General features: G+C 61.9%; 27 protein-coding genes. 11 read left to right on the top strand and 16 right to left on the bottom strand.

Translation table 11 applies throughout. The features are described from left to right. Nucleotides 1–185 precede the first annotated feature (185 nt). Entirely contained in the window at nt 186–542 is a 357-nt protein-coding gene (locus tag RWJ89_RS25105; RefSeq protein WP_003546432.1) for a hypothetical protein, read from the bottom strand. A 144-nt stretch (nt 543–686) separates the two neighbouring features. Here RWJ89_RS25105 and RWJ89_RS25100 point away from each other — a divergent pair, with 144 nt between their 5' ends. Continuing rightward, on the top strand, nt 687–1,442 hold the full coding sequence (locus tag RWJ89_RS25100; protein ID WP_316031628.1) for a DeoR/GlpR family DNA-binding transcription regulator: 756 nt from the start codon (nt 687–689) through the stop codon (nt 1,440–1,442). On the opposite strand, the gene RWJ89_RS25095 is transcribed toward RWJ89_RS25100, so the two are convergent. Continuing rightward, complete coding sequence (locus RWJ89_RS25095) at nt 1,417–2,157, bottom strand: hypothetical protein (RefSeq protein WP_316031627.1); 741 nt, start codon at nt 2,155–2,157, stop codon at nt 1,417–1,419. The two genes, RWJ89_RS25100 and RWJ89_RS25095, sit on opposite strands and share 26 nt — an antisense overlap. Nucleotides 2,158–2,287: 130 nt before the next feature. Then, nucleotides 2,288–3,295 (bottom strand): asparaginase, encoded by a 1,008-nt coding sequence (locus tag RWJ89_RS25090; protein WP_131666775.1) that lies wholly within the window; start codon nt 3,293–3,295, stop codon nt 2,288–2,290. A 277-nt stretch (nt 3,296–3,572) separates the two neighbouring features. Here RWJ89_RS25090 and RWJ89_RS25085 point away from each other — a divergent pair, with 277 nt between their 5' ends. Further along, on the top strand, nt 3,573–4,784 hold the full coding sequence (locus RWJ89_RS25085) for an MFS transporter (RefSeq protein WP_316031626.1): 1,212 nt from the start codon (nt 3,573–3,575) through the stop codon (nt 4,782–4,784). A 25-nt stretch (nt 4,785–4,809) separates the two neighbouring features. Here the strand turns inward: RWJ89_RS25085 and RWJ89_RS25080 are convergent, their stop codons facing one another. Continuing rightward, nucleotides 4,810–5,433 (bottom strand): helix-turn-helix transcriptional regulator, encoded by a 624-nt coding sequence (locus RWJ89_RS25080; protein WP_168285200.1) that lies wholly within the window; start codon nt 5,431–5,433, stop codon nt 4,810–4,812. Between the two features lie 101 nt (nt 5,434–5,534). On the opposite strand from RWJ89_RS25080, the gene RWJ89_RS25075 reads away from it, so the two are divergent. Further along, nucleotides 5,535–6,974: an MFS transporter gene (locus RWJ89_RS25075; protein ID WP_316031625.1), complete on the top strand. Its 1,440-nt coding sequence runs from the start codon at nt 5,535–5,537 to the stop codon at nt 6,972–6,974. Nucleotides 6,975–7,066: 92 nt separating this feature from the next. Here RWJ89_RS25075 and RWJ89_RS25070 read toward each other — a convergent pair whose 3' ends face one another. From RWJ89_RS25070 to RWJ89_RS25055, 4 genes are all read right to left on the bottom strand, one after another. Then, entirely contained in the window at nt 7,067–8,065 is a 999-nt protein-coding gene (locus RWJ89_RS25070) for an NAD(P)H-quinone oxidoreductase (protein ID WP_221955762.1), read from the bottom strand. Between the two features lie 78 nt (nt 8,066–8,143). Beyond that, nucleotides 8,144–9,949, bottom strand: coding sequence for a GGDEF domain-containing protein (locus RWJ89_RS25065; protein WP_131641520.1), 1,806 nt, complete (start codon nt 9,947–9,949; stop codon nt 8,144–8,146). A gap of 154 nt (nt 9,950–10,103) precedes the next feature. After that, complete coding sequence (locus tag RWJ89_RS25060; protein WP_018241158.1) at nt 10,104–10,343, bottom strand: ribbon-helix-helix domain-containing protein; 240 nt, start codon at nt 10,341–10,343, stop codon at nt 10,104–10,106. Between the two features lie 192 nt (nt 10,344–10,535). Next, nucleotides 10,536–11,090 carry an HdeD family acid-resistance protein gene (locus RWJ89_RS25055; protein WP_077975887.1) on the bottom strand — a complete coding sequence of 185 codons (555 nt, stop codon included), beginning with the start codon at nt 11,088–11,090 and terminating at the stop codon, nt 10,536–10,538. 139 nt (nt 11,091–11,229) lie between these two features. On the opposite strand from RWJ89_RS25055, the gene betI reads away from it, so the two are divergent. The 3 genes from betI (at nt 11,230) to betA (ending at nt 15,326) form a co-directional block, all read left to right on the top strand. Next, on the top strand, nt 11,230–11,817 hold the full coding sequence (gene betI, locus RWJ89_RS25050; protein ID WP_316031624.1) for a transcriptional regulator BetI: 588 nt from the start codon (nt 11,230–11,232) through the stop codon (nt 11,815–11,817). Nucleotides 11,818–12,010: 193 nt separating this feature from the next. Beyond that, complete coding sequence (gene betB / locus RWJ89_RS25045) at nt 12,011–13,474, top strand: betaine-aldehyde dehydrogenase (protein ID WP_316031623.1); 1,464 nt, start codon at nt 12,011–12,013, stop codon at nt 13,472–13,474. Nucleotides 13,475–13,673: 199 nt separating this feature from the next. Next, entirely contained in the window at nt 13,674–15,326 is a 1,653-nt protein-coding gene (gene betA, locus RWJ89_RS25040) for a choline dehydrogenase (protein WP_168283742.1), read from the top strand. 113 nt (nt 15,327–15,439) lie between these two features. On the opposite strand, the gene RWJ89_RS25035 is transcribed toward betA, so the two are convergent. Together RWJ89_RS25035 and RWJ89_RS25030 are read right to left on the bottom strand one after the other, a co-directional pair. Beyond that, on the bottom strand, nt 15,440–16,537 hold the full coding sequence (locus tag RWJ89_RS25035; RefSeq protein ID WP_168323941.1) for an NADH:flavin oxidoreductase/NADH oxidase: 1,098 nt from the start codon (nt 16,535–16,537) through the stop codon (nt 15,440–15,442). A 94-nt stretch (nt 16,538–16,631) separates the two neighbouring features. Continuing rightward, nucleotides 16,632–17,432 carry an SDR family NAD(P)-dependent oxidoreductase gene (locus tag RWJ89_RS25030; RefSeq protein WP_316031622.1) on the bottom strand — a complete coding sequence of 267 codons (801 nt, stop codon included), beginning with the start codon at nt 17,430–17,432 and terminating at the stop codon, nt 16,632–16,634. An 89-nt stretch (nt 17,433–17,521) separates the two neighbouring features. Between RWJ89_RS25030 and RWJ89_RS25025 the strand changes: the two genes are divergently transcribed. Both RWJ89_RS25025 and RWJ89_RS25020 read left to right on the top strand, forming a co-directional pair. Continuing rightward, the gene (locus RWJ89_RS25025; RefSeq protein WP_131666463.1) at nt 17,522–18,061 is read left to right on the top strand and encodes a MarR family winged helix-turn-helix transcriptional regulator; all 540 of its coding nucleotides are present in this window, start codon (nt 17,522–17,524) and stop codon (nt 18,059–18,061) included. Between the two features lie 32 nt (nt 18,062–18,093). After that, on the top strand, nt 18,094–18,282 hold the full coding sequence (locus RWJ89_RS25020) for a hypothetical protein (RefSeq protein WP_316031633.1): 189 nt from the start codon (nt 18,094–18,096) through the stop codon (nt 18,280–18,282). A 100-nt stretch (nt 18,283–18,382) separates the two neighbouring features. On the opposite strand, the gene RWJ89_RS25015 is transcribed toward RWJ89_RS25020, so the two are convergent. From RWJ89_RS25015 to RWJ89_RS24995, 5 genes are all read right to left on the bottom strand, one after another. Then, nucleotides 18,383–18,790, bottom strand: a complete 408-nt coding sequence (locus RWJ89_RS25015) for a helix-turn-helix domain-containing protein (protein WP_077975883.1) — start codon at nt 18,788–18,790, stop codon at nt 18,383–18,385. A 4-nt stretch (nt 18,791–18,794) separates the two neighbouring features. Next, nucleotides 18,795–19,082: a type II toxin-antitoxin system HigB family toxin gene (locus RWJ89_RS25010; RefSeq protein ID WP_131666468.1), complete on the bottom strand. Its 288-nt coding sequence runs from the start codon at nt 19,080–19,082 to the stop codon at nt 18,795–18,797. Nucleotides 19,083–19,191: 109 nt separating this feature from the next. Then, on the bottom strand, nt 19,192–19,665 hold the full coding sequence (locus RWJ89_RS25005) for a DUF6644 family protein (protein WP_316029963.1): 474 nt from the start codon (nt 19,663–19,665) through the stop codon (nt 19,192–19,194). Nucleotides 19,666–19,687: 22 nt separating this feature from the next. Next, nucleotides 19,688–20,074, bottom strand: a complete 387-nt coding sequence (locus RWJ89_RS25000) for a DUF6152 family protein (RefSeq protein ID WP_077975880.1) — start codon at nt 20,072–20,074, stop codon at nt 19,688–19,690. Between the two features lie 131 nt (nt 20,075–20,205). Continuing rightward, nucleotides 20,206–21,081 carry a LysR family transcriptional regulator gene (locus RWJ89_RS24995; RefSeq protein ID WP_260692841.1) on the bottom strand — a complete coding sequence of 292 codons (876 nt, stop codon included), beginning with the start codon at nt 21,079–21,081 and terminating at the stop codon, nt 20,206–20,208. Between the two features lie 119 nt (nt 21,082–21,200). Between RWJ89_RS24995 and RWJ89_RS24990 the strand changes: the two genes are divergently transcribed. Then, nucleotides 21,201–21,962, top strand: a complete 762-nt coding sequence (locus tag RWJ89_RS24990; RefSeq protein ID WP_316031621.1) for an SDR family NAD(P)-dependent oxidoreductase — start codon at nt 21,201–21,203, stop codon at nt 21,960–21,962. 43 nt (nt 21,963–22,005) lie between these two features. Here RWJ89_RS24990 and RWJ89_RS24985 read toward each other — a convergent pair whose 3' ends face one another. Further along, a complete protein-coding gene (locus RWJ89_RS24985) occupies nt 22,006–22,452 on the bottom strand; it encodes an RrF2 family transcriptional regulator (RefSeq protein ID WP_131641529.1) in 447 nt (148 codons plus the stop codon). Between the two features lie 420 nt (nt 22,453–22,872). Between RWJ89_RS24985 and RWJ89_RS24980 the strand changes: the two genes are divergently transcribed. Then, nucleotides 22,873–23,631: a phosphoadenylyl-sulfate reductase gene (locus tag RWJ89_RS24980; protein WP_018068798.1), complete on the top strand. Its 759-nt coding sequence runs from the start codon at nt 22,873–22,875 to the stop codon at nt 23,629–23,631. Between the two features lie 113 nt (nt 23,632–23,744). Then, the gene (gene cysD, locus RWJ89_RS24975; RefSeq protein ID WP_003546395.1) at nt 23,745–24,698 is read left to right on the top strand and encodes a sulfate adenylyltransferase subunit CysD; all 954 of its coding nucleotides are present in this window, start codon (nt 23,745–23,747) and stop codon (nt 24,696–24,698) included. The last annotated feature ends 1 nt before the right edge of the window (nt 24,699 follow it).

The following is a 24,699-nucleotide window of genomic DNA, read 5'->3' as shown; positions in this document are numbered from 1 at the left end:
GCTGGGGAGAAGAGGGCGCAACGGGCGCCCTCGTTTCCATTACAACGCCTCAGAGGAGCGAGGCGCCGCCACGAGTCGGCTTCTCCCCAGCGGGGAGAAGATGCCGGCAGGCAGATGAGGGGGTGAGCGGCAAAGCCGCGAATGTGCTGAGCGTAAGCGAAGAGCAAGAGCTTCGCCGACACCGCTCAGCCGCAGCCCGGCACATCCTCCAGCCGGTGCCAGACCGGGATGCCGCGTTCCCGGGCGATGCGGACGTCGTTGTCGGCGCCCTTGGAATCGCCGGGCAGGCGCAGCACGCCCTCGCAGAGCTGCAGCAGCCGGCCGGCGACCGGGTGGAAGATCTCTTCGTAGAGCGCGTCGCCGACCGACCGGCCGCCGGCGGCGTGCCAGATCGGCAGCGCCACCCATTCGCCGATCATCGGCACGTGGCCGGCCTCAAATAGCGCGTGCGAAGGCGCTTCCAGCCGCTTCAGGTTGGCGGCCATCTTTTCCGGGTCGTCGCCGGTTCCGGACCGATAAGGCCCGGCAATCAAAATCAACATGATCCACTCCTTCGCTCCGCTTTATGCGTGAGCACTCTCCCCGGCCTCATGCACGGGATTTCGTGAAAATGCACGATATTTCTTGAATGTCGAGTCATTTTGTGCGATATTCGGCTACTATGTTTAATTTCGTGCAGGAAGCCGATGCTGACAACACAACGTAAGGTCCTCATTCTCGACATCCTGCGCCGTGATGGCCAGGTGGTCGCCAAGCGCGTCGCCGAGGATTTCGCGCTTTCGGAAGACACGATCCGGCGGGACCTCAGGGAAATGGCGGCGGAGGGGCTGTTGAAACGGGTGCATGGCGGGGCGATGCCGCTGGCGCCTGACTTGCCTGATTTCACCGCGCGGCGCAGCGTCTCGTCGCAGATCAAGGCTCGGCTCGGGGCGGCGGCGGCGGCGATGGTGAAGCCCGGACAGATGATCTTCCTCGACGGCGGCACGACGACGGCGGAGGTCGCCAGGCACTTGCCACGCGACATGCCGCTGACGGTTGCGACCCACAGCCCGACGATCGCCGCCGAACTCGAACACCATCCGACGGCCGAGGTGATCCTCACCGGCGGACGGCTCTACAAACATTCGATGGTGGCAACGGGTGCGGCGGCGATGGCGGCGATCTCGCAGCTGCGCCCCGATCTCTTCTTCCTCGGCGTCACCGCAGCCCATCCAGTGCACGGGCTTTCCACCGGCGATTTCGAGGAAGCGGCGATCAAGCGGCACATCGCCCGCTGCGCGGCTGAAACGCATGTGCTGCTGACCGGGGAGAAGTTCGACCTCGTCTCCCCCTGCCCGGTGCTCGGCATTTCCGACGTGGCGGGGCTGATCGTGCCCGTGGAGATGACGGCCGAACGGCTGAAACCCTATCGCGATCTCAACGGCGCAATCGCCGCAGCATGATGGCGCTAAGAGAGGGCTGCGGCGCGGCAGCATGTGGCAGGAGACTTGCGGCAAGGGCCGCGATGAAGGCCGCCAGCACGGCATAGGCCGGCGCCATGCTGCCGGTTCCAAGGGTGAGCACCGTCTGCAGATAGGGCTGCGCCAGCGCGATGACGACGGAAAGTGCCGGCATATCGAGCAGGGTCCCGGCGACCCGCGACAGTTCCGGCATGAAAGCTGCGCCGGCAAGCGCGCCGTAGATCGCCGTCAGACGGAGTGTGAGGCGCAACGGCACGGAGGCTGCAAGCGGCAGCCTGTCGCCATCCTCCAGGGCAAGCATGAGATAGGCTGTGAATGCCGCCAGAAACAGGAAGGCGACGGGCAGCACCGCCAAGGTGGCGGGCCGCGTCAGAGCCGCCGCATCCACCGCCAGGAAGAGCAGGATCGGCGTGGAGGCGATGAACCAGATGGCGACGATCGGCCCCCAGAACCAGATGAGCGAGAGAGTGTGAAGACGGAGCAGCGTCGCCGTGAAGAGCACGCCGATCGCGGTCCAGATGCAGGCGGGTTTGAGCACGCCCGATATCAGTCGGAGAACCGGCTCGCAGGCGCCGGCCATATCGCCGCAGCCGGACAGCTGGATCGTGAGCCAGGTGATATAATCGAGGCTCAGCGCGGCGAACATGAAGATGCCGATCCCCATCAGCATCCACCAGAGATAGCGGCCTGCAAACATGCCCTGCCCTCACGGCTTCCAGGACTGTGCTCACGTCGCCGCGAAAGGGTGCATCCGCGATCGCAGGACGTAACCCTTTTATATTAGCCAATTCTTATTTTTCTAATAACTTATATATGCAAACTCGCGCTCAGTCGGCCAAGGCGGAGGTGACCCTGATATCGCCGACATGGATGCCGTTCCAATTGCGCATCGGCGTTGCGGCATAGGCCATCAATGCCGCATGTATCTCGCTCTCCGTCTCGAAGAAGCGGGCGAGTGTCGCCGCCACCATGGCTTCGGCGGCGCGGGTCATGCCATCCTCGCATTTGAGCGCGATGGCGATGCCCTTTTCCGGAATCGCGGCACAGAAGACGCCCTCAGCACCTGTCTTGACGAAGATGCGGCCTGGGGCGATCTGCATCAGCTTGGTGCAGGCGCGGCCCGAACCCGCGACATAGAAAGGTTCGGCCATGCAAGCCTCGATCACCCTGCGGGATGCCTTGGCGCGCAAAGCTTCCAGGCCGATGCCGGTCGCCATCTTGGCGAAACCGTGGGCAAGGCTCCTGAGCGGCACGGCATAAGTCGGAATGGAGCAGCCATCCGTGCCGCAGCTTTCCGCGCCGAGCACGGCGCCGGTCAGGCTTTCCATCGCCGCGCGGATCTCGACCTGCAGCGGGTGCTCATAGCCGACATAACCCGTCGGATCGACGTCCTGATGGCAGCAGGCGCAGATGAAGCCGGCATGTTTTCCCGAGCAATTGTTGTGCAGCGCGGTTGGCGCATCGAGCGTGCGAGCCTGCTGGATCAGGATCTTCTGGCTCATCGACCAATGGGCGCCGCATTCCAGTGTTTCGATATCGCGGCCGGCACGCGACAGCATGGAGGCGGCGAGCGCCACGTGCTCGTCCTCGCCATTGTGCGAGGCGCAGGCCAGCGCCAATTCCTTGTCGCCGAAACCATAGGCGTCGGCCGCACCACTCTCCACGAGCGGCAGCGCCTGCATCGCCTTGCAGGACGAGCGTGGGAAGACCGCGGCCTCGATGTCGCCCAGCGAGAAGACAAGCTTACCATCGCCATCGACGACAGCCACCGCGCCGCGATGGCGACTTTCGACGAGCAGGCCGCGGGTGACTTCGACGGTGACGGGATTGGTCATGAGCTTTTGTCCGGATGCTGGCGGGATGGGCAGTCCATAACGCGTCACGCGACGAAAGCCAACGGGGTTGACGCTTTGCAAGGCTTAGGCGCATGCGCGAGTGCCCGCCAGATGGAGCACCGGGTCGATATGTGGCTGGACGTCACCCCACCGCGGGCTCGGAGCGCGATCACATCGTCCAAATATTCATCACATAAATTGACCGAGGCGATCGAAAACTATCGTTTCTCTGATGGGTTCGATGCGGCTAAGAGTAGGGCATCAGGAACCACTCCCCATGCCATCCACCTTTTCCTTGATCCTTCGCGACAACAGGATCCGTATTCCGACCGTGACACTCGTCGCGCTCGCCTTCACCTATGCGTCGACCGCGCCCTACCAGTCGATTATCGGGATCAACGAACTCGGCTTGAGCAACGGCGCCTATTCGGCACTGGTGTTCTTCTCTTCGATCGTCAACGTCACGACGAGCCTGACGCTCGGGATCTGGTCGGACAGGCTGAAGGAGCGCCGGCCGCTGGTGCTGGGGCTTTCCGTCGCCGGCATGCTCGGCTTCGGATCGATCGCGCTCATTCATAGCCCCGCGGTCTTCATCTTCTCCACGCTGTTGCTGGTGCCGATGAGCAATTCCACCTATTCGCTGCTGTTTGCCAGCCTGCGCGCCAGGACCAACCAGATGGACCGCGGCCAAGGGGCGGCGATCACCGCAATGGTGCGGGCGCTCTTTTCCGGCTCATGGGCGCTGGCGCCGGGGTTGATCGGCCTCTATCTCGTCAGTTCGCCGTCGATGACGCCGGCCTATGGGATCGCGGCATTGGCAAGCTGCACCTGCTTCTGCCTGTATTTCTTCTTCGCACCCGGAAATGGCTCAGGCGGCCCTGCCCCCGATCCAGTCGGCTTCTTTGCTTCGCTGAAACGGATTTTCGTGCCGCATGTGCTGTCGCGGGCCATCGTCATGGCGATGCTATTCGGGCTGCAGCGGCTGAACGCCATGCTCCTGCCGCTGATCATCACGCGTGCGGCCGGCGGCACCGTGATCGATGTCGGCTTCATGGCAGGTTTGACGGCCTTGCTCGAGATGCCGTTCATGATGATGTGGGGCTTTGCGCAGCGCCGCTTCCGAAGCGCGCATGTGCTTGCCTTCGGCGCGCTGATCTATTGCGTCTATCTGCTGCTGCTCGGCTTTGCTTCCGCACCCTGGCACGTCTACGCACTCCTCCTCTTCAATGCCTGCGGGGCGGCAGCGATCCTCAGCGTGCCGATCACCTATCTGCAGGATCTGATCGCGGACCGGCCGGGGCTCGGAACCTCGCTGATCTCGCTGAACACGTTCATTGGCGTTGGCGTCAGCGCCGGCCTCTTTGCCTTCGGCACCGCGATCACCGATTATTCCGGCACCGCCTTCGTCGGCGCGGCCGCGGGTCTCGCATCGATCGGAGTGCTGCTCTATCTCGAAAGCAGCAGGCGGCAGGTGCGGCAACCGGCGTGAAATGCGGCGCTCCGATCGACACACCTCAACGCGGCGTGATGCGATAGGCGCAGCGGCGAGCGCCGGCGAGGATGTGTTCGCTGCGCTCGACGTCGGCGTCGAGGACGGCGCGGAAGGTTTCGAGTTCGGAGCGGCAGAAGCCGGCGCAAGCCGTGGCGGCGGCGCAGATCGGGCAATGGTTTTCGACCAGCATGAAGGATCCGTCCGCCTCCTCCCAACAATCGGCCATATAGCCTTCGCGGGTGCGGATGCCGGCAAGGGCCTCGACGCGCGCGGCAAGATCATGCGCCGGGCTGATCTCCTGCCGATAGCGTTTCAGCGTCTCGGCCTCGCGGGCGGAAATGACGGTATCGAGCGCTGCGGGGCCGAGTTGATTGACGAGCGTGCCGAGGAGGTTTGCCGTCAGCTCCGCATGGCCGTCGGGAAACCGGCGGTTGCCGCTCGTTGTGAGGTGCCAGAGCTGGCGCGGCCGGCCCCGGCCAGAAGCGGCAACGGTCACCGGTTCCACCAGCCCCTCCTCCGCCATCTTCGAAAGCTGCTGGCGGGCGGCCTCGCCCGATATGCCGAGAGCGTCGCCGATCGCGGCGGCGAGCTGCGGGCCGTCGGTCTTTATCAGGATCAGGATCCGGTTGGCTGGGGACTGGCGCATATTTTCCAAGTCAAGTCTTGTTTAATTCGAGGTGGCATGTAATTTTCCAATTTATACCTTGGAAAATAATCCTTCGCCAGTAAAAATCTCGGGGTCCTCCCATGTCGAATGTCGACCAGACAGCGGCCATCCCCAGCGCCAGCTCCGTTTTCCGCCTCTTCCTGCCCGAGCACCTGCCGGCAACATTGATGCTGGCCGGCGGCGTGACGCTTTATGCGGTGGAGAGTTACATCATGGCGACGATCGCGCCTTCGATCGTGCGCAATATCGGCGGGCTCGCGCTGTTTTCCTGGGTCACCAGCCTGTTCGTCGCCGCCGCCGTGCTCGGCTCGATCTTCGTCGCCATGCGGCCGCGCGGCATCGGGCTTCGGTCCGTCTACGTGATCGCAGCACTGGTCTTCGGCGTCGGCAGCCTGATTGCCGCAGCCGCACCGTCGATGCCGGTGGTGCTGATCGGACGCGCGGTGCAGGGTCTCGGAACCGGCGCACTTGCCGCCCTCGGCTATGCCTTCATCCGCTTCGTCTATCCCGAGCCGCTATGGCCGAAGGCCTCGACGCTCTACGCGGCAATCTGGGGGGTCTCGACCGTCATCGGGCCGACGCTCGGCGGCTTCTTTTCTACGGGCCACGCCTGGCGCTATGCTTTCATCGTGCTCGTGCCACTCGGCCTGCTGATGGCGGTCTTGGCGCCGCGGCTATTGCCTGACGTCGAGGACGACCGCGAGCAGGCAAAGACGCCGGTTGCGCAGATCGGGCTGCTGCTTGCCGCCGTCCTGATGGTGAGTGCGGCCGGCGCGGTCGAGGCGACAGCCACGAAGGTCGCGCTGATCGCGGCTTCGGTCGTCGCGGTCGCCGGCATGATCGTCACCGAGGGCCGAAGCCCGAACCACCTGCTGCCCTCCGGCGCCATCAACCTTTCCCAGCCGATTTCACGGGTCTACCTGGCGATGCTCGCCGTGACCGTCGTTCTCGTCAGCGACGTCTTCATTCCCTATTTCCTGCAAACCTTGCATGGGGTGCCGGCGATCGTCTCGGGTTATCTCGTCGCGCTCGTCGCCCTCGGCTGGACCTTCGCGGCCTTCCTCAGCGGCTCGTGGGCCGGCGGCCGAGCCTATTGGGCAATCGTCATTGGCGCCCTCATCGAGGCGGCGGCGACCGCCTGCCTCGCCGTCTTCCTCGCCAAGGAGAATCCCGAGGGGCATATGCTCCTCATCGTGCCGGCGGCGATTGGCATGTTCATGATGGGCTTCGGCATCGGTCTCGGCTGGGCGCATTTGGTCGCCATGGTTTTGAGGCTCGTCGCCGACAACGAGAAGGACAAGGCTTCTGCCGCGATCCCGACAATGAGTTCGCTTGGTGGGGCGTTCGGGGCCGCCTTTGCCGGCCTGATCGCCAACGGCGCCGGCCTCGTTCATCCCGGCGGCATATCAGGCGCGTTGTCGGCAGCGCACTGGCTCTATCTGCTGATGGCGCTGCCCGGTGTTCTCGCGGTTGGCGTGTCGCTGACATTACCGCGCCGCGCGTCCGATAGGACGCAGTAAGAGCGCCCTATCTCCTTGTTTTGACGCAATTCCCGGCAAAAGCGCTTCGCGCTTTGCCTGGCAAGACCGCTGCGCACTTTGCTGGAATTGCTCTAGCCGACGCGCAGCATGACCTTGCCGACATGGCTGCCCTCTTCCAGCAGCCGGTGGGCTTCGACGACCTCTTCGAAGGCAAAGACCTTGTGGATGACGGGGGCGACTGTCCCGGCTTCCAGCAGCGGCCAGACCTCGGAGAGCAGGTCGTCACGGATGGCGCGTTTTTCTTCCGCCGTGCGCGGCCGCATGGTGGAGCCGGTGACCGTCAGGCGCTTGACCATGATCGGCGAGAGATTGACCTTTTCGGCGAGCGCACCGCCGAGGAAGGCGATGATCGAGAGGCAGCCATCCCTTGCCAGCGAGGCGATGTTGCGCTCGAAATAGGCGGCGCCGATCATGTCGAGGATAATATCGACGCCGTCGCCGGTCTCGGCCTTGATCACCTCGGCGAAGTCCTCGCTCCTGTAGTTGATCGCCCGCCTGGCGCCGAGCTTTTCGCAGGCATCGCATTTCTCCTTTGAGCCCGCCGTCGCGTAGACCTCGGCGCCGAAGGCGCGGGCGAGCTGGATCGCCGTCGTGCCGATGCCGCTGGAACCGCCATGGATCAGCACCGTCTCGCCTTCCGTCAACCCGGCCATCTGGAAGAGATTTGCCCAGACGGTGAAGAAGGTCTCAGGCAAAGCTGCCGCCTTTACCGCGTCATAGCCCTTGGGAAAGGGCAGGATCTGGCCTGTCGGCAGCAGGCAATATTCGGCATAGGCACCACCATTGGCGAGGCCGCAGACCTTATCGCCGACGCCATAGCCGCTGACGCCCGGGCCGACGGCAACGATTTCGCCGGACAATTCCAGGCCGAGGATCGGGCTCGCACCCTTCGGCGGGGGATAGCTGCCCTGGCGCTGGGCAATATCGGGGCGGTTGACGCCGATCGCCTCGGCGCGCACCAGGACCTCTCCGTCGGCGGGCACAGGAAGCGGACTCCAGCCGATCGTCATCACCTCCGGGCCACCGGAGGACGGCAGATCGACGAAACGCATATCCTGAGGCAAAGGCATGACCGGCTCCTCCCTAATCGGAAGCAACCGGAATAAATCAGCCCCGCAGGCTTGGGAAGGCACGATGTGGCAAAGGCGTCAATTCGCCTCGCCTAGCAAATGGAAGACGAGACCTTCCTCGCTGTCCTTGGCGGCCGACTTGATGATGGCGATTTCGGCGCTGACGCGGTTGATATCGTCGACAACGAGGCCTTCCGGCAGTTCGATGACGCCGATCGAGCAGCGCATCAGCGGGAACAAAGCTTCGGCGCCGGTGCGGTCGTGACCGAGGATACGGCCGGCGGCACGGTCCTCATCGGAATAGAAATCCCGCACATCGTCATGAAAATCGCTGATCAGCCGGTCGAGGATCTCCGTCAGCTCTTCCTTGCTCCAGCCGACGACGCCGATGAAGAAATCGTCGCCGCCGACATGGCCGAGGAAATGGCGCTCGGCGAAGAAATAGCGGCGCATCAGCGCGGCAAACAGCGAGATCGCGTGGTCGCCGAGATGGAAGCCGTAGGCATCGTTGAACGGCTTGAAATTGTCGAAGTCGCAATAGCAGAAGTGGCGGAGCTCATCGCCGTCGCGGCCGGACTGACGCATGAAATCGCGGATGGCGCGATTGCCCGGCAAACCGGTCAGCGGGTTCTGGTCCTGCGCGGTCTTCAGCTGTTTCTCGTTGATCACCTTGATCAGCGAGGCAGCTGAGACGACGCCGGCATAACGCATATTGTCGGTCAGGATCAGGCAGTTGCTGCCTTCCATATTGGCGAAGATCGCCATCAGCTGCTCGGCGTCGCTGTCGAGGCCGACGATCGGCGCCATCTCGACGAAATGCGAGATAGAGCGCTCATACATCTTGTTCTTCAAGAGATCGCGGCCGAAGGGCTGGTAGATATATTCCTTGAGGTGATGCTCGTGAATGATGCCGCGCGGCTCGTCATTGGCGTTGAGGACGGGAAAGAAGGCCTGGCGCGGATTGCGGCGAAAGAGTTCGAAGACGCTGTCGATGCTGTCATTCTCATAGACCGTCGGCAGCAGTTCGATCTGCTTGCGGATGAGGATTTCGTCGAGCGACTGGCTGCCCCGCTTGCTCTTGCCGAGCTCCTGCAGATGCGGGAAGGATGGCGCCAGCTCCGATATATGCGTCGTCGGGCGGGAGATGAACCAGCCCTGGACGAGATCGACGCCATATTCGCGGCAGGCGATGAATTCGGCCTCGGTCTCGATGCCTTCGGCGATGACGCGCGTGCCGAGCACATGGGCGATGTTGACGATGCTCTTCAACAGATGGCGCTTGCGCGGGCTGCGATCGATCTCGGCGACGAAATGGCGGTCGATTTTGAGGTAATCAACGGCATAGTCGCAGAGCAGCTTCATCTCGCCGTGACCGACGCCGAAATCGTCGATCGCCAGCTTGAAACCGGCCTTGCGCAGCCTGGAAACCAGGCTGGAAAATTCCGGCACGCTGGTATTGTCGAAACGCTCGGAGAATTCGAAGCAGACGGAGGATGGCGGAATATTCGCCTTCCGCAGATGCTGCAGCAGGCTCTCGACCAGGTGTTCGCCATGCGGGATCAGCCGGACATCGAGATTGAGGAAGAGCGTCGAGGTGGAGAAATTCGACAGTGTGGCGAATTTGGCGAGCGCGCGGCTGGCGACCATCTGCTCAAGTTGCAGCAGTTGGCCGGCCTGGTGAGCCTCGTCGAGGATGTCGACCGGCGTCTCGTAGCCGATGCGCTCCTGGCCGCGCATCAGGGATTCGTAGCCGAAAACCGTGCCGGTGCCGGCCTCGACGATCGGCTGGAAGGCATTCTCGACTACGAGCTTTGCAAGGGTTACGATCTGATCGCTGGCGTAGCGGCGCAGGACATCCGGCGCGACGGTGGCAGCCAAGGACATGCTGATCTCCACTGTGACTTGTTCTTTTTCGCAGGGAACATGCCGCAGAAGGATCAATGAACTCTTTCGCCAATGTGAAAGTTTTATGAAACACGCAAGGGTCTTGCACGCGTTCCGCGTTTATTCAATTTTTCCAATGCAATCAGACGCTTGTTCAGGCGGAGCGACGGCGCTCCGCCTCGTGATCAGCGAACATGTCGGCGACGCATCTGCCGCCGGATGGGGCGCCGTCGTCAAGAATATCGTCCCGGAACTCATTGAGCTTGCGGGCGGTATCCCAGAGGCGCAGCGCCTCGCGGACAACCTCGCTGCTCGAGGCATAACCGCCATTATCGACGGCGGCGCGGATTCCCGCTGCCTGTTGCGGGGAGATGGAAACGGTGACCATCGGCATGAACTTCCTCCCTTTTCTGATCAGGCAGAACCCTGCCTCTGGGGGACGCATGACCATTTTTAGCATTCTCGGCGATCTCGCCGGTGCCTTGGTGCATTCGCACATCGGACCATCCGTGTGCTGGGATTGGCCCGTAACCCCTTAAGTCTAATCCCCTGTCCTAGTCTTGTCAAAAAAGAACGGTCAGCGGCATCAGTTTGAACTGCGGATGCCGATCCCGAAAGCGATCAAGGTTGAGCCCTGGACGATGAGATCAGCGGCCAGGAACAGGCCGAGAATCCACAGGCTGTTCACCGGCCAGCCGAGCGCGATGACGAAACCCGCAAGAGCGGTGATGACGCCGCTTGCGACGATCCAGCGCCAGCCCTTGACCGGCTTCATGCGCATGCCGACCCAGGTGCGGAAGACGCCGGCGACGACGAGCGCCAGCGACAGGAACAACGTCAGCGCCGCCGAGGTCAGGATTGGATTGATGAAGGCGCAGATGCCGGCAAGCACATAGAGCAGGCCGCTCAATATCCAGAAAAGCACGTGATCCCAGCCGCGCACTTGGAAGGCATGGACGAGATAGATCACGCCGCCGAACAGCATTAGCATGCCGACATAATAGACCGAGACGACGGTGGCGAGCATCAGATTGCCGAGCGCGATCAGACCGCAGACGAGCAGCAGCACGCCGAGGCCGGCAAACCAGATCCATTTCGATTGCAGCGAAGATGTCGGCGTTCCCTCGAAGACATCGGCCATGACGCACCTCCTGACAGGTTCGAATATGCTGCAGCAATTCGGGAGGGAAAGATCTGCGTTCGAGCAAATCGGCAAAGATTTTTATTGATTGATCAGTCAATCAAAAATAACCTGTCGCTGATTTCAAAGGAGTGGTCTGTTGCCGAAGGTCGGAATCGAGCCGGTGCGCCGCAAGGCGCTTGTCGATGCGGCGCTGCGGGTGATCGGCGATCACGGCTCGCTTGCTGTCACCATGTCCGACATCGCCCGGCAAGCCGGCGTGTCGCCAGCCTTGGCGCATCATTATTTCGGCAGCAAGGAGCAATTGCTGATCGAGACGATCCGCTCGCTTCTGAGACAGCTGCGCAGCGATACGGTGGCGGCGCTCAAGGCCGCCAGGACGCCGCGCGCCCGGCTTTCGGCCATCATCCGCGTCAGCTTCCACGCCGACCAGTTCGCGCCGGGCACGATTGCCGCCTGGCTTGCCTTTTATGCCGAAGCGCAGCGCTCGGAGGAGACCCGGCGCTTCCTGGTGATCTATGCGCGACGGCTGCGCTCCAATCTGCTGGCCGACCTCAAGGCGCTGCTGCCCACTGACGCCGCAGAACGCATCGCCGAAGGCGCTGCGGCGATGATCGACGGGCTCTATATCAGGCAAAGTCTGAAATCCGCGCCGATCGGCATTGAAGCCTCGATCGCGCTGACGGAAGATTATCTGAATGCGCAGTTGCGAGGATTTGGACGATGATCATATCCGCTCCCTCATTCCTGTGCTTGTCACAGGAATCCAGTGCGCCCAAGTCCTTGGGCGCGAGAGGGAATATTTTCCAAAATAAAGAGTCATTCAACGCGCGGACGCGCGGTGGCTGGATTCCTGTGACGAGCACAGGAATGAGGGCGTTTTCATTATGCCGTGGCCGACAAAACGAAGGACAAATGACATGAAAGCCCAGCCGAAAGCCTCGCACTTCATCGATGGCGAATATGTCGAGGACACCGACGGCACCGTCATCGAGAGCCTCTATCCGGCGACCGGCGAGGTGATCGCCCGGCTGCATGCGGCAACGCCCGCGATCGTCGAGAAAGCGATTGCGGCGGCCAAACGCGCCCAGCCGGAATGGGCGGGGATGAGCCCGATGGCGCGTGGGCGCATCCTGAAACGGGCGGCCGACATCATGCGCGAGAGAAACCGGGCGCTCTCCGAACTGGAAACGCTCGATACCGGCAAGCCGATCCAGGAGACTGTTGTCGCCGACCCGACCTCGGGTGCCGATGCCTTCGAATTCTTCGGCGGCATTGCGCCGGCCGGCCTCAACGGTTCGCATATCCCGCTCGGCCAGGACTTCGCTTATACCAAGCGGGTGCCGCTCGGCGTCTGCGTCGGCATCGGCGCCTGGAACTATCCGCAGCAGATCGCCTGCTGGAAAGCTGCGCCGGCGCTGATCTCAGGCAATGCCATGGTGTTCAAACCGTCGGAGAACACGCCGCTCGGGGCGCTGAAGATCGCTGAGATCCTGCACGAGGCGGGACTGCCGAAAGGGCTCTTCAATGTGATCCAGGGCGACCGCGACACCGGGCCGCTGCTCGTCAACCATCCCGATGTCGCCAAGGTGTCGCTGACCGGCTCGGTGCCGACCGGCCGCCGGGTGGCGGCGGCGGCCGCCGGCAACCTCAAGCACGTGACGATGGAACTCGGCGGCAAGTCGCCGCTGATCGTTTTCGACGATGCCGATCTCGATTCGGCAGTCGGCGGCGCCATGCTCGGCAATTTCTATTCGACCGGCCAGGTCTGCTCGAACGGCACGCGCGTCTTCGTGCAGAAGGCTATCAAGGACGAATTCCTGAAGCGGCTGAAGGTCCGCACCGAGGCGATGCTGATCGGCGACCCGATGGACGAGGCGACGCAGGTGGGCCCGATGGTCTCCTGGGCGCAGCGCGAGAAAGTGATCTCCTACATCGAGAAGGGCAAGGCCGAGGGCGCGACACTCATTGCCGGCGGCGGCATTCCGAACAATGTCTCCGGCGAAGGCTACTATGTGCAGCCGACGGTGTTTGCCGATGTCACCGACGACATGACCATCGCCCGCGAGGAGATCTTCGGGCCTGTCATGTGCGTGCTCGATTTCGACGCCGAGGACGAGGTGATCGCGCGCGCCAATGCCAGCGAATTCGGCCTTTCCGGCGGCGTCTTCACCGCCGACCTCACCCGTGCCCACCGCGTCGTCGACCGGCTGGAAGCGGGCACGCTGTGGATCAACACCTATAATCTCTGCCCGGTAGAAATCCCCTTCGGCGGCTCGAAACAATCCGGCTTCGGCCGCGAGAATTCGCTGGCCGCGCTGGAGCATTATTCCGAGCTGAAGACGGTCTACGTGGGCATGGGGCCGGTGGTGGCGCCTTATTGAGACTGTGAAGACCCCTCCCCAACCCCTCCCCACAAGGGGGAGGGGCTAGCCTGCCGCTCCCCCTCACTCCGAAATCAGCGCCACAAACGTTGAGGTCGAAGGAGGGTAAAACCGGTGCCGCAAGTTAAGCCCCTCCCCCTTGTGGGGAGGGGTTTGGGGCGGGGTCTTCGAACCGTTGCAAAGAATTTAAGGGAACGTCATGCAACAAGCAGATTTCGTCATCATCGGCTCGGGCTCCGCCGGCTCCGCCCTCGCCTACCGTCTGTCGGAAGACGGCAAGAACAGCGTCATCATCATCGAGGCGGGCGGCAGCGATTTTGGGCCGTTCATCCAGATGCCGGCGGCACTCGCCTGGCCGATGAGCATGAAGCGATATAACTGGGGTTATCTGTCCGAACCGGAGGCGAACCTCAACAACCGGCGCATCACCGCGCCGCGTGGCAAGGTCATCGGCGGCTCCTCCTCGATCAACGGCATGGTCTATGTGCGCGGCCATGCCGAGGATTTCAACCGCTGGGAGGAGCTTGGCGCCAGCGGCTGGGCCTATGCCGACGTGCTTCCCTATTTCAAGCGGATGGAACATTCACATGGCGGCGAAGAAGGCTGGCGCGGCACCGACGGGCCGCTGCATGTCCAGCGCGGCGGTTTCACCAATCCGCTCTTTCGCGCCTTCGTCGAGGCCGGCAAACAGGCCGGCTTCGAGACGACGGAGGATTATAACGGCAGCAAGCAGGAAGGCTTCGGTCTGATGGAGCAGACCATCTTCGGCGGCCGCCGCTGGTCTGCCGCCAACGCCTATCTGAAACCGGCGCTGAAGCGGGACAATGTCAGGATCGTCTACGGCTTTGCGCAGAGGATCGTGTTCGAGGACGGGCGGGCGACCGGCGTCGAGATCGAGCGCAACGGCAGAACAGAGGTGGTGAAGGCGAACCGCGAGGTGATCGTCTCGGCCTCCTCGTTCAATTCGCCGAAGCTCTTGATGCTGTCGGGCATCGGTCCGGGCCAACATCTGCAGGACATGGGCATTGCGGTGAAGGCCGACCGGCCGGGCGTCGGCGCCAACCTGCAGGACCATATGGAATTCTACTTCCAGCAGGTGAGCACCAAGCCGGTGTCGCTCTATTCCTGGTTGCCGTGGTTCTGGCAGGGGGTGGCGGGCGCACAATGGCTGCTCTCGCGCGGCGGGCTCGGCGCCTCCAACCAGTTCGAAGCCTGCGCCTTCCTGCGCTCGGCACCCGGGCTGAAGCAGCCGGACATCCAGTATCATTTCCTGCCCGTGGCTATCAGCTATGACGGCAAGGCGGCGGCGAAGAGCCACGGCTTCCAGGTTCATGTCGGCTATAACCTGTCGAAATCGCGCGGCAGCGTGAGCTTACGCTCCGCCGATCCCAAGGCCGATCCGGTGCTGCGCTTCAACTATATGAGCCATGCCGAGGATTGGGAAAAATTCCGCCACTGCGTGCGGCTCACCCGCGAAATCTTCGGCCAGAGCGCCTTTCACGACTATCGCGGGCCGGAGATCCAGCCGGGCGAAGGCGTGCAAAGCGACGAACAGATCGACGCCTTCCTGCGTGAACATCTGGAAAGCGCCTATCATCCTTGCGGCACCTGCCGGATGGGCGCCAAGGACGATCCGATGGCGGTGGTCGATCCGCAAACGCGGGTGATCGGCGTCGATGGCTTGCGCGTCGCCGACAGCTCGATCTTCCCGCATGTCACCTACGGCAACCTCAACGGACCCTCGATCATGACCGGAGAGAAAGCGGCCGACCATATTCTCGGCAAGCAGCCGCTGGCGCGCTCGAACCAGGAACCGTGGATCAACCCGCGCGCGGCCGTCAGCGATCGATAAGAAGCGAGCCGTCCGACGGTACTTTGTTCGTCTATGCAGGTGACCAAAAGACTTCGTGGCTTCCTTTATGCCAAGAGACAGGGCCCTCAACTCTGTTCGAGAGCCCCGATCAATCAGGCCGCGCGGTAGGATGCGAGCCAATGTGCGTAAGGGGCAGGCAATGTCCAGGACGGACGCTCGACACCGAGCTTGCGCGCGGCTTCGTAGGGCCAATGCGGATTGGCGAGCATCGCCTTGCCGATCATAACCAGGTCAAGCTGCCCGCTTCGGATGAGTTCGTCCGCTTGCTCCGGCTGAGTGATGTTCCAACTTGCGGCACCGGGGAGGCCAGTGGCCTTGCGGACTTGATCGGCGTAAGGCGCGATGAACCCTGGACCCCAGGGAATATTGGCGGCCGGGGTTGAGAAGCCGAGGCTGACGTCGATGAAGTCGAGGCCGGCCTCCTTGAATTTTCCGACTAGATCGATCGCGTCCCGCAGGGTTTCCTGGTCGCGACCGTCAAACTCGATGACGCCGAAGCGAGCCGTGAGCGGACGATCCTCGGGCCAGACTTCACGAACGGCCGCCAGCGTCTCAAGGAGAAAGCGTCCACGGTTATCGGCGCTGCCACCATATTCGTCGTCGCGCTGGTTCGAATGCGGCGAGAAGAAGCTCTGGCCGAGATACCCGTGAGCAAAATGCAGCACGAGCCAGCGGAATCCGATGTCGCGCGCGCGGATCGCTGCAGCGACAAAATCGCCACGGACGCGATCTATGTCGGCCTTCGTCATGGCGCGCGGCACCTTGGCCAAGCCGCCGCCGAACGCGATGGCGGACGGTGCGATGGTTTCCCAGCCGCGCGGATCGCTATCGGCAATATGATCGTCGCCTTCCCAAGGGCGGTTTGCACTGGCCTTGCGGCCGGCGTGGCCGATCTGGATCCCTGCGACCGCGCCCGCCTTTTCGATGCCGGCGACAATCGGCCCAAATGCCTCGGCCTGGACATCATTCCAAAGACCGGTACAGCCCGGCGTGATACGCCCCTCCGGAGAGACAGCCGTGGCTTCGACGTTGACGAGGCCAGCGCCACCGCGCGCCAAGCTTGTGAGATGGGCGGCGTGCCAGTCGTTCGGAACGCCATCAATCGCGGAATATTGGCACATGGGGGATACCGCGATGCGGTTTCGGAGGATGACGCCTTTCAGCGTAAATTGGTCGAACAAGCTGGGCAATGGAATCTCCTTAAAATGAATATCAATCAACCGCACGGATCTGCCGACGCCGCTGGCGTACGGGTTAATCCGTGCGCTCGATCGTTCGGCGCGTCTAGACGGCGCGGTAACGGGGCGCAGGTTCACCGGTCTGCGTCGCGGCGAACAGTGTGGATCGGGCTTGGTCGAACTTGTCCCACAGACTGGCGTCGGCAACGGATGGCAGCGTGATATCTTCACCCTTGTCGAAACCGGCCAGGGCGGCGTCGACCAGGTTTTCGGACGTCATGACGGTCGCCTGGTTGAGCGACGCCAGCGGCACCCCCGACAAATCCCAGAGTTCGGTCGCCGTGGCCGCCGGCATGACGAGTTGCAGGCGGACATTGGTCTCAGCCAACTCCTGCTGCAGACCCCGGCTGAAGTTCATCACATAGCCCTTGGTGCCGCTGTAGATCGCGCTGATCGGCAAGGCATGAAAGGACAAGACCGAAGCGACGTTGATGATCGCGCCGCGGTTGCGGCTGAGGAATGCAGGCAGAATGGCGTGCGTCAGACGCGTGAGCGCAGTGACATTGAGTGCGATCATCGCAGCCGCGTCTTCCTCAGCGGTCTTGGCGACCGGAGCCAAGGTCGAGTTGCCGGCGTTGTTGACGAGGAGCGTGATCGCTGAATTTTCCTTCAGCACCTTTTCAACGCGGGTGACGTCGGCGTCTTTCGTCAGGTCGGCTTCCACGACCTCGACTTTCGTGCCGTGGGCTGCGCCGAGCTTGTCCGAGAGCGCCTTCAGACGATCGGCCCGCCGGGCGACGAGGATGAGATCATAGCCCCTTTCGGCGAGGCGCGCGGCGTAGATGGCGCCGATGCCAGCGGAGGCGCCGGTGACGAGGGCAACTGGCTTGGGCGATGATGCAGACATGTCAAAATCCTATTTGGTTGAGTGCTCAAGTTTACGTATGGTCACGATGTCCTCTTGTCAATGGATGAGCCCTCAACTATTTCACTGGGATGGGCAAGAAACTTTCGATTGGCAATCCAGGGGAGGAGTTGCGCGCGGGCAGGCTGACCCCGCCGGAGCTCCTGGCCGAACTCGTGTGCACAAACACCGCCCTTCGACGCGCGTCACGGCGGTTGGGGCAGATCTATGATGACGCAGTAGCGCCAACCGGCCTGAAGGCCACCCAGGTCGGCCTTCTGACCCAGATCGCAGCGTTGCACGAGGGCAGCCATGGATGGCCAACCTTGCTATTGCTCGCCGAGCGTCTTGCCGTCAGCATTTCTGCTTTGACCCACGCCCTTCGCCCGCTCGTCCGGGACGGACTGGTCGAGCTCATGCCTGACGAACATGATGGCCGGACGAAGCACGCAATGCTGACGACGCCTGGCGAGCAACGCCTGCACGAGGCATTGGCCCTGTGGGCCGATGCCAATCAGCGCGTTGAGGTGGTGCTCGGTCCTTCCGCGGCTGCGCTGCGCGCGCTGGCCGATGACGTCGCCTCTCCGGAGTTCCTGGAAGCTTACGAAGCTCGTCGCATGCTGCGAGGCTGACGGTGGGATGGTCGCGGCAGAGGATTCGGGCGATGAATTCGAACAGCATGTTGAAACCGCCGTGCCGCTCGAGCCCGCGGAGGGAGCGCGTCGCCGACAGCTCGATCTTCCCGCACGTCACCTTCGGCAACCTGAACAGACCATCGATCATGACCGGAGGGAAGGCGGCCGACCATATCCTCGGCAAACAGCCGCTGGCGCGCTCGAACCAGGAACCGTGAGTCAATCCGCGCGCGGCCGTCAGCGACCGCTGAAGCGTAGAGAGCTATTGGGCAGCACTGCCACCGACCGGTCGTCGCTGGTCGTCGGGAATGTCTATCGTCAGAGCGATAGAAATACGGATGCCGGTATCAGAAATCGCTCACTCAGCGCGCGGGCTTGTCGAACATTGATTTGTCGCTTCCCGCTCAAAATCTCAGACACGACGGACTGAGCGCCCACTTCCGGCAGCTCGGACTGGCCAAGGCTGCGCTCCTCCATGACATAACGGAGTGCATCGGCGCCAGTCACCGGAGGCATTGGGCGGTTTTGCTCGTCATAGGCCTCAACAAGGTCCGCCATGCGAGACGCAAGCAACGCCAAAGGATGATCCTCATCGTCGCCCACTTCAGCGAGAATCTCGTCAAGTTGCTTCACGAGATGATCATACTCAGCTTCGTTGGCCGGCATGGCAAGAAGAGGAGCCACATGCGTCCAGTGCTCGCTTACCAGTTTTACAAGTGCGCTCATCGGCCTAACCCTTCCATGCTCCTTTGTCGTACTCGGCATGATCCATAATCCGCTGAATATAGACCTTCCTAAATTTGTAGTGCACCATCGCGATCAAGCGCAGCTTGTTGCTGCCAATGTCGAACACGTGATGCTGCCCGACTTTGTCCGTTGCCGGAAACAGTGATTTCATGTCGGCGAAGTCTGTCGGCTCCGACGACTTCATCAGTCGATACCAAGTATCCAGGGCATTGGCTGTTTGAGGCCATCGGTCTTTCGCCTCCCAGATTTTTTTCTGCGTGATGATGTGCATAAATCCGGAATCGCGTATCGCATTTTGCTATGGCTGCAATCTAGCGCAACTATCTAATTATAGCAAGTTGCTATGGATGAGATCGAAGACCGGCAAGCGGGTCTTTGCCTTAGAGAAATCCGATCCACCGTCCGGCGATCACAGCGGCGATCCAGATCGCGGCCGACAGGGTGGCGGAGAAGCGCAGGCCGGGCCGGACGATGCCTGTCGATACCGCCGTTTTCCAGCCTCGCCCGAAATGAACGATCGACAGGTTGAGAAGGCCGATGGCGATCAGGCAAAGCTTGGCAAGGAAGGCGGGATTGGCGGCATATTCCACCGCCCGGACGCTGAAGAGGCAAAAGCCGGTGACAACGGCCGCGGCAAGGCCGACGGCGGCGGCGCGTGATAGAAACGGCGCGACGATCTCAACCGGCACCTTGCGGAAGAAGCCGGCGAGCCTCAGATCGAGCGGCAGGATGGCACCGACCAAAAGGCCGATCGCCAGGATATGGGCTGCGTTGACCAACATGTAAAGCGTTCCGGAACGCCGGAGCGCGAGCGCAGGCGTGGTAGCCGACAGCCATTCGAGCGTGTCCATCACGACAGGTCAGTTCGCCCAGAGGTCAGTTCGTCTTGATGCGGTCGGGATAGATATCGTAGCGCTTCTCTCCGATGGTGAGACGCACCGCCTTCATTCGCTTCTCCTTTGGATCCTGCGAACGGTTTCCAAGGGCCACCACCTGGTCGCCGGGCTTGGCCACGCCTTCGACGAAGCCGGAGCGTTCGGTCTGGCGCGGATTGCCGAGTTCGATAAGCCAGACGCCGTCATCGGCGGTGGCGACATCGAGCGTCGGATGCGGACCGCCCATCGAGATCTTCTCGATGGTGCCGCGCAGTTCGATCTGATCCGCCTCAGCCCAGGACCAGCCGTGATGAGCGGCCGCCCCTGTCGCGAGGGCCGCCGAGAATATGGCCGCAGCCACGATCCGCTGTGCTGAAATTCCAAACATGATATTCTCCCTACCAGCATGGGCAGGCAGGTGGAGCATCTCCACTGGAAGAAAAGGGATTTCACCAAATCTTGAAGCAAGAGGCGTCTCTGCCGGCAAATGACTTCAGGTCATTCGGCGGGACGATATACCTAGTCCTCAGGTTCCCTGCCGAATTCTGCAATGGCAAAGGCGATGATGCTGCGCAAGCGCGGGGTCATGCGTCGATCACGGTGGTAGATGAGCGACATGGGCCGTTCACGCAGTTTCCAATCCGGGAAGAGCCGGACGAGAAGGCCAGCCTGTATATCCGACGTCAGGAGAATGGCTGGCTGCATGATGACACCCAGCCCAGCCCGAGCAGCCATGCGGACAGCCTGACCGCTGTTGACGGTGATTGCCGTTTTAGGGACGACTTCGACCTCATCCTTGCCTTTCGACAGCTTCCATGGCGACCGTGCTGCCGGGGTAAAGCCGATGGTTTCGTGGCCGGAAAGTTCGCTTGGATGGCCGGGATTCCCGTGACGCTCGAGGTAATCGGGTGAAGCACAGATCATCATTCGATAGGGAGCGAGATGACGCGCGATGAGGCGGCTATCGGGCAACTCTCCAATGCGGATAGCAATGTCGAAACCTTCTTCGACGATATCGACGTTGCGATCCGTCAAGGTGATATCCAGCGTCACGTCAGGGGCAAGCTCCCGATAATGATGCAAAGCCGGCATTAAAACCTCTGCCCCAAAAGTCGTCGGCGCCGTGATCCTCAATAGCCCGCGCGGTTTCGTCTGTGATGCCTCTGCGTCCTGATCCGCAATTGCTACGCGCTCCAGGATGTCCCTGCACTGCTCGACATAGCTCATGCCGAAATCCGTCAAGCTCTGGCGACGCGTGGTTCTGTTCAGAAGGCGCGTACCGAGCCGCTCCTCCAGTGCGGCCACATGTTGCCCGACCATCGCCGGCGATATGCCGAGCTTTACCGATGCTGCGCTCATCGAGCCTTCCTGCACCGTCGTGACAAACACCTGCATGGAGCGAAAAAGACCCATTCGATAATTCTGCTTTCAAATGAATACGCAATTTCTCCAATTATCGTGAAATGCCGCTGGAATTACAACGGCCATGACGCAATTCATTCAAGGAGCAAGACATGACGCAAACCCGATTCATCGGCAAAACGGTCCTCATTACAGGTGCTGGAACGGGTATGGGGCGGGCCGCTGCCCTTCGCCTGGTGGCCGAAGGTGCACAGGTAGCCCTTGTCGGCCGCCGCCTGGATCCAATCCGTCAACTGCTGTCGGAGATCGAGGTATCGGGCGGTGCGGCAATCGCGATTGCTTGCGATATTGCAGACAATGAAGCCGTCGCGGCGACTGTCGAGAAGACGATCGAACGCTTCGGACGCCTGGACGCCGTCTTTGCCAATGCAGGGGTTCTCGGCGAATTCAAGCCACTGGCAGTGACCGATGCGGATGATTTCGACGCGCTGATCGCCACCAACCTTCGAGGCACCTTCTTCACGCTCAAGCACTGCCTGCCCTTTCTGAAGGGAGGCAGCATTCTCATCAACGCCTCGTGGACGGCAGGCGGCGTGATGCCGGGTGCGGGAGCCTACGCAAGCACGAAGGGGGCCTTGCTTGCCATGATGCGGACCTTCGCGGTGGAGCAAGGTCCTCGAAACATCCGGATCAATGCCATCAATCCCGGCATCATTCTGACTCCGATGGCAGATGATGTTATCGATCCGGCTTTTGCCGCACGCCTCGCCGCACACACGCCTCTTGGGCGAAACGGGACATCGGAGGATGTTGCGGGAACCGTCGCCTGGCTGCTTTCCGAAGACGCCAACTTCGTCACCGGGCAAGAGATCACCGTTGATGGCGGCTATACGATAGGAGGTCTGCGGCCGTAGGGTCGATACAACCGTCGTTCATTCCTGACGTAATGCTAAAAGCTCAAGCCAGCAGCCGGGTGACTTCGGCGTTGTGCTTTGGGGCGACGGCGTCGGCGATAGTGGTGGAGAACAGCACCTTGCGGGTGGCGTCTGCGACCTTGGCGAAGATATGGCGGATCTGGCAGTTCTGTTCGCCGTCGCAATCGTCGCACCGGCGGTAGGCGGTGATCGACAGGCACGGAAGCGGCGCGATCGGGCCGTCGATGATGCGCAGGATCTCGCCGAAGGTGATGGCGTGGGCCGGCTTCAGCAGGAGATAACCGCCCTGCTTACCGCGACGGCTGACGACGATGCCGTGATGCTTGAGGTCGAGCAGGATCTGTTCGAGGAACTTCTTCGGGATCTTCTGCTGCGCCGCGATATCGGAAATCATCACCGGTTCGTCGGCATCGGCATCAGCCAAGACCGTGAGCGCCCGCAGCGCATATTTCGCCTTTTGCGTAATCATTTTTGACCATCGACACACACAGACGGCACGAATCTTCGCACCGCTACAGAAGTTCTTTTGTCTCTATGGCACAACCAGCATGAACGGAATTTGAACGCGCCGGAGAAAGCCTTGAGAGACAAGCGTTTTGGCCTTGTTTTTCGCCCTCGGCCAAGCGCGCTTAATTTATGCCAAAACCGCGCCTTCTGCACCATTTTCGGCATCACTTCAGATTTCGGATTGACAAGCTGCGTGTAACTCTACTATTTCTATAGACATTCGAGCTGCCGATGTGGATTTTCATCCGCAGGCGGCTGCTTTTCTGCATCGCGGCAGCTTCGGAGAGATATTTGCTCCTCCGCCCGCAGCTTTCGAAATCCCTTTTTCTGTCCGATCCATGCGTGAACTGCGATACTCACGTCAACAAAGGACAGGATTCTCATGACTGCTATCAATACGATTGCGGAAGAAGGGCCGATTGCGGAAGCCGAGGCGCTGAACGACAGACTGGCAGGTCTCGACCTTGCCGGACGTCTGTCGCTGGTCTCCGGCCTTGGCGGCCGCGTGGTGTTCACGACGTCACTCGGCATCGAGGACCAGGTGATCACCGCCGAGATCGGCACGCACCGCCTGCCGATCGATATCGCGACGCTGCAGACCGGCCGATTGTTTGCCGAGACGCTGTCGCTGATCGACGAGACCGAAAGCCAGTACGACATCCATATCCATCGCTTCGAGCCAGAAAAGGCCGATATCGATGCCTATGCGGCGCAATACGGCCTCAACGGTTTCTACGAGAGCGTCGAAGCCCGGCATGCCTGTTGCGGCGTGCGCAAGCTGAAGCCGCTTGCACGTGCCCTCGAAGGTGCTGCGATCTGGGTCACCGGCCTGCGCCGCGGCCAATCGGCCAACCGCGCCGAAACGCCCTTTGCCGAATACGACGCCGAACGTCACCTCTTGAAGGTCAATCCGCTCGCCGATTGGGACCTGGAGGCGATCAAAGCCTTCGTTTCCGCAAATGGCGTGCCAGTCAATCCGCTGCACGCCCGCGGTTATCCCTCGATCGGCTGCGAACCCTGCACGCGGGCGATCAAGCCCGGCGAGCCGGAACGCGCCGGCCGCTGGTGGTGGGAGCAGGACGAGACGCGCGAATGCGGCCTGCATGTCGCCGAAGAGGCCGCAGCGATCGCCGCACAATAATCACCCCACGGCTTTCCCAATCAGGGCGCGGCGACCGCCGCAGCCTTGGGGAAGCCAACGCCAAGGAATTGCTTTGCGGGCACCCGCAAAGGATCGACAGTCTGGAGTAACACATGCCCGATAGCCGTCCGGATACGGAACTCAGCAATCCGCAGAGCGCCAAGGCGCCGCTCGACCCGCATCTGAAAGCGCTGGAAAACGAGTCCATCCACATCTTCCGCGAGGTTGCGGCCGAATTCGAGCGTCCCGTCATGCTCTATTCGATCGGCAAGGATTCCTCGGTGCTGCTGCACCTGGCGCGCAAGGCCTTCTATCCCGGCCGCGTGCCCTTCCCGCTGCTGCATGTGAACACCGGCTGGAAATTTTCCGAGATGATCGCCTTCCGCGACGAGACCGCGAAGAAGTATGATCTCGATCTGATCGAACACATCAATCCGCGCGGCAAGGCTGAAAACATCACGCCGTTTACGCATGGATCGGCCGCCTTCACCGACATCATGAAGACCGAGGGGCTCCGCCAGGCGCTCGATGCCGGCCAGTTCGACGCGGCTTTCGGCGGTGCGCGGCGCGACGAGGAAGCAAGCCGCGCCAAGGAGCGCATCTATTCTTTCCGCACGCCCGATCATCGCTGGGATCCGCGCAACCAGCGGCCGGAACTCTGGAACATCTATAACGGCATGATCCGCAAGGGCGAGAGCGTGCGCGCCTTCCCGCTGTCGAACTGGACGGAGGTCGATATCTGGCGCTACATCCAGGCCGAGGACATTCCGCTGGTGCCGCTCTATTACGCCAAGAAGCGGCCATTCGTCGAGCGTGACGGCATGATGATCCTGGCCGAGGATCCGCGCCTGGAACTGCTACCCGGCGAAGTCCGCCAGGAAGGCATGATCCGCTTCCGCACCCTCGGCGACTTCCCGCTGACCGGCGCCATCCGCTCACAGGCCACCACCCTCGAAGAGGTGATTGCCGAACTCGAAATTGCAACGGTGTCCGAACGCCAGGGCCGCGCCATCGATCGCGACCAGTCCGGCTCCATGGAAAAGAAGAAGCGTGAAGGATATTTCTGAG

This window comes from Rhizobium sp. 10PS4 (genome assembly GCF_032464805.1).
In the GTDB taxonomy this organism is placed as follows: Bacteria; Pseudomonadota; Alphaproteobacteria; order Rhizobiales; family Rhizobiaceae; genus Rhizobium; species Rhizobium laguerreae.
The sequence above is the reverse complement of the archived record's forward strand: the minus strand, read 5'-3'. Positions and strand labels throughout refer to the sequence as shown.

What these genes read in the sequence shown, in the direction of transcription:
- RWJ89_RS25105 (WP_003546432.1), bottom strand. Translation starts at nt 542, where the DNA reads ATGTTGATTTTGATTGCCGGGCCTTATCGGTCCGGAACCGGCGACGAC.
- RWJ89_RS25100 (WP_316031628.1), top strand. Translation starts at nt 687, where the DNA reads ATGCTGACAACACAACGTAAGGTCCTCATTCTCGACATCCTGCGCCGT.
- RWJ89_RS25095 (WP_316031627.1), bottom strand. Translation starts at nt 2,157, where the DNA reads ATGTTTGCAGGCCGCTATCTCTGGTGGATGCTGATGGGGATCGGCATC.
- RWJ89_RS25090 (WP_131666775.1), bottom strand. Translation starts at nt 3,295, where the DNA reads ATGACCAATCCCGTCACCGTCGAAGTCACCCGCGGCCTGCTCGTCGAA.
- RWJ89_RS25085 (WP_316031626.1), top strand. Translation starts at nt 3,573, where the DNA reads ATGCCATCCACCTTTTCCTTGATCCTTCGCGACAACAGGATCCGTATT.
- RWJ89_RS25080 (WP_168285200.1), bottom strand. Translation starts at nt 5,433, where the DNA reads ATGCGCCAGTCCCCAGCCAACCGGATCCTGATCCTGATAAAGACCGAC.
- RWJ89_RS25075 (WP_316031625.1), top strand. Translation starts at nt 5,535, where the DNA reads ATGTCGAATGTCGACCAGACAGCGGCCATCCCCAGCGCCAGCTCCGTT.
- RWJ89_RS25070 (WP_221955762.1), bottom strand. Translation starts at nt 8,065, where the DNA reads ATGCCTTTGCCTCAGGATATGCGTTTCGTCGATCTGCCGTCCTCCGGT.
- RWJ89_RS25065 (WP_131641520.1), bottom strand. Translation starts at nt 9,949, where the DNA reads ATGTCCTTGGCTGCCACCGTCGCGCCGGATGTCCTGCGCCGCTACGCC.
- RWJ89_RS25060 (WP_018241158.1), bottom strand. Translation starts at nt 10,343, where the DNA reads ATGCCGATGGTCACCGTTTCCATCTCCCCGCAACAGGCAGCGGGAATC.
- RWJ89_RS25055 (WP_077975887.1), bottom strand. Translation starts at nt 11,090, where the DNA reads ATGGCCGATGTCTTCGAGGGAACGCCGACATCTTCGCTGCAATCGAAA.
- betB (WP_316031623.1), top strand. Translation starts at nt 12,011, where the DNA reads ATGAAAGCCCAGCCGAAAGCCTCGCACTTCATCGATGGCGAATATGTC.
- betA (WP_168283742.1), top strand. Translation starts at nt 13,674, where the DNA reads ATGCAACAAGCAGATTTCGTCATCATCGGCTCGGGCTCCGCCGGCTCC.
- RWJ89_RS25030 (WP_316031622.1), bottom strand. Translation starts at nt 17,432, where the DNA reads ATGTCTGCATCATCGCCCAAGCCAGTTGCCCTCGTCACCGGCGCCTCC.
- RWJ89_RS25025 (WP_131666463.1), top strand. Translation starts at nt 17,522, where the DNA reads ATGGGCAAGAAACTTTCGATTGGCAATCCAGGGGAGGAGTTGCGCGCG.
- RWJ89_RS25020 (WP_316031633.1), top strand. Translation starts at nt 18,094, where the DNA reads ATGAATTCGAACAGCATGTTGAAACCGCCGTGCCGCTCGAGCCCGCGG.
- RWJ89_RS25015 (WP_077975883.1), bottom strand. Translation starts at nt 18,790, where the DNA reads ATGAGCGCACTTGTAAAACTGGTAAGCGAGCACTGGACGCATGTGGCT.
- RWJ89_RS25010 (WP_131666468.1), bottom strand. Translation starts at nt 19,082, where the DNA reads ATGCACATCATCACGCAGAAAAAAATCTGGGAGGCGAAAGACCGATGG.
- RWJ89_RS25000 (WP_077975880.1), bottom strand. Translation starts at nt 20,074, where the DNA reads ATGTTTGGAATTTCAGCACAGCGGATCGTGGCTGCGGCCATATTCTCG.
- RWJ89_RS24995 (WP_260692841.1), bottom strand. Translation starts at nt 21,081, where the DNA reads ATGCAGGTGTTTGTCACGACGGTGCAGGAAGGCTCGATGAGCGCAGCA.
- RWJ89_RS24990 (WP_316031621.1), top strand. Translation starts at nt 21,201, where the DNA reads ATGACGCAAACCCGATTCATCGGCAAAACGGTCCTCATTACAGGTGCT.
- RWJ89_RS24985 (WP_131641529.1), bottom strand. Translation starts at nt 22,452, where the DNA reads ATGATTACGCAAAAGGCGAAATATGCGCTGCGGGCGCTCACGGTCTTG.
- RWJ89_RS24980 (WP_018068798.1), top strand. Translation starts at nt 22,873, where the DNA reads ATGACTGCTATCAATACGATTGCGGAAGAAGGGCCGATTGCGGAAGCC.
- cysD (WP_003546395.1), top strand. Translation starts at nt 23,745, where the DNA reads ATGCCCGATAGCCGTCCGGATACGGAACTCAGCAATCCGCAGAGCGCC.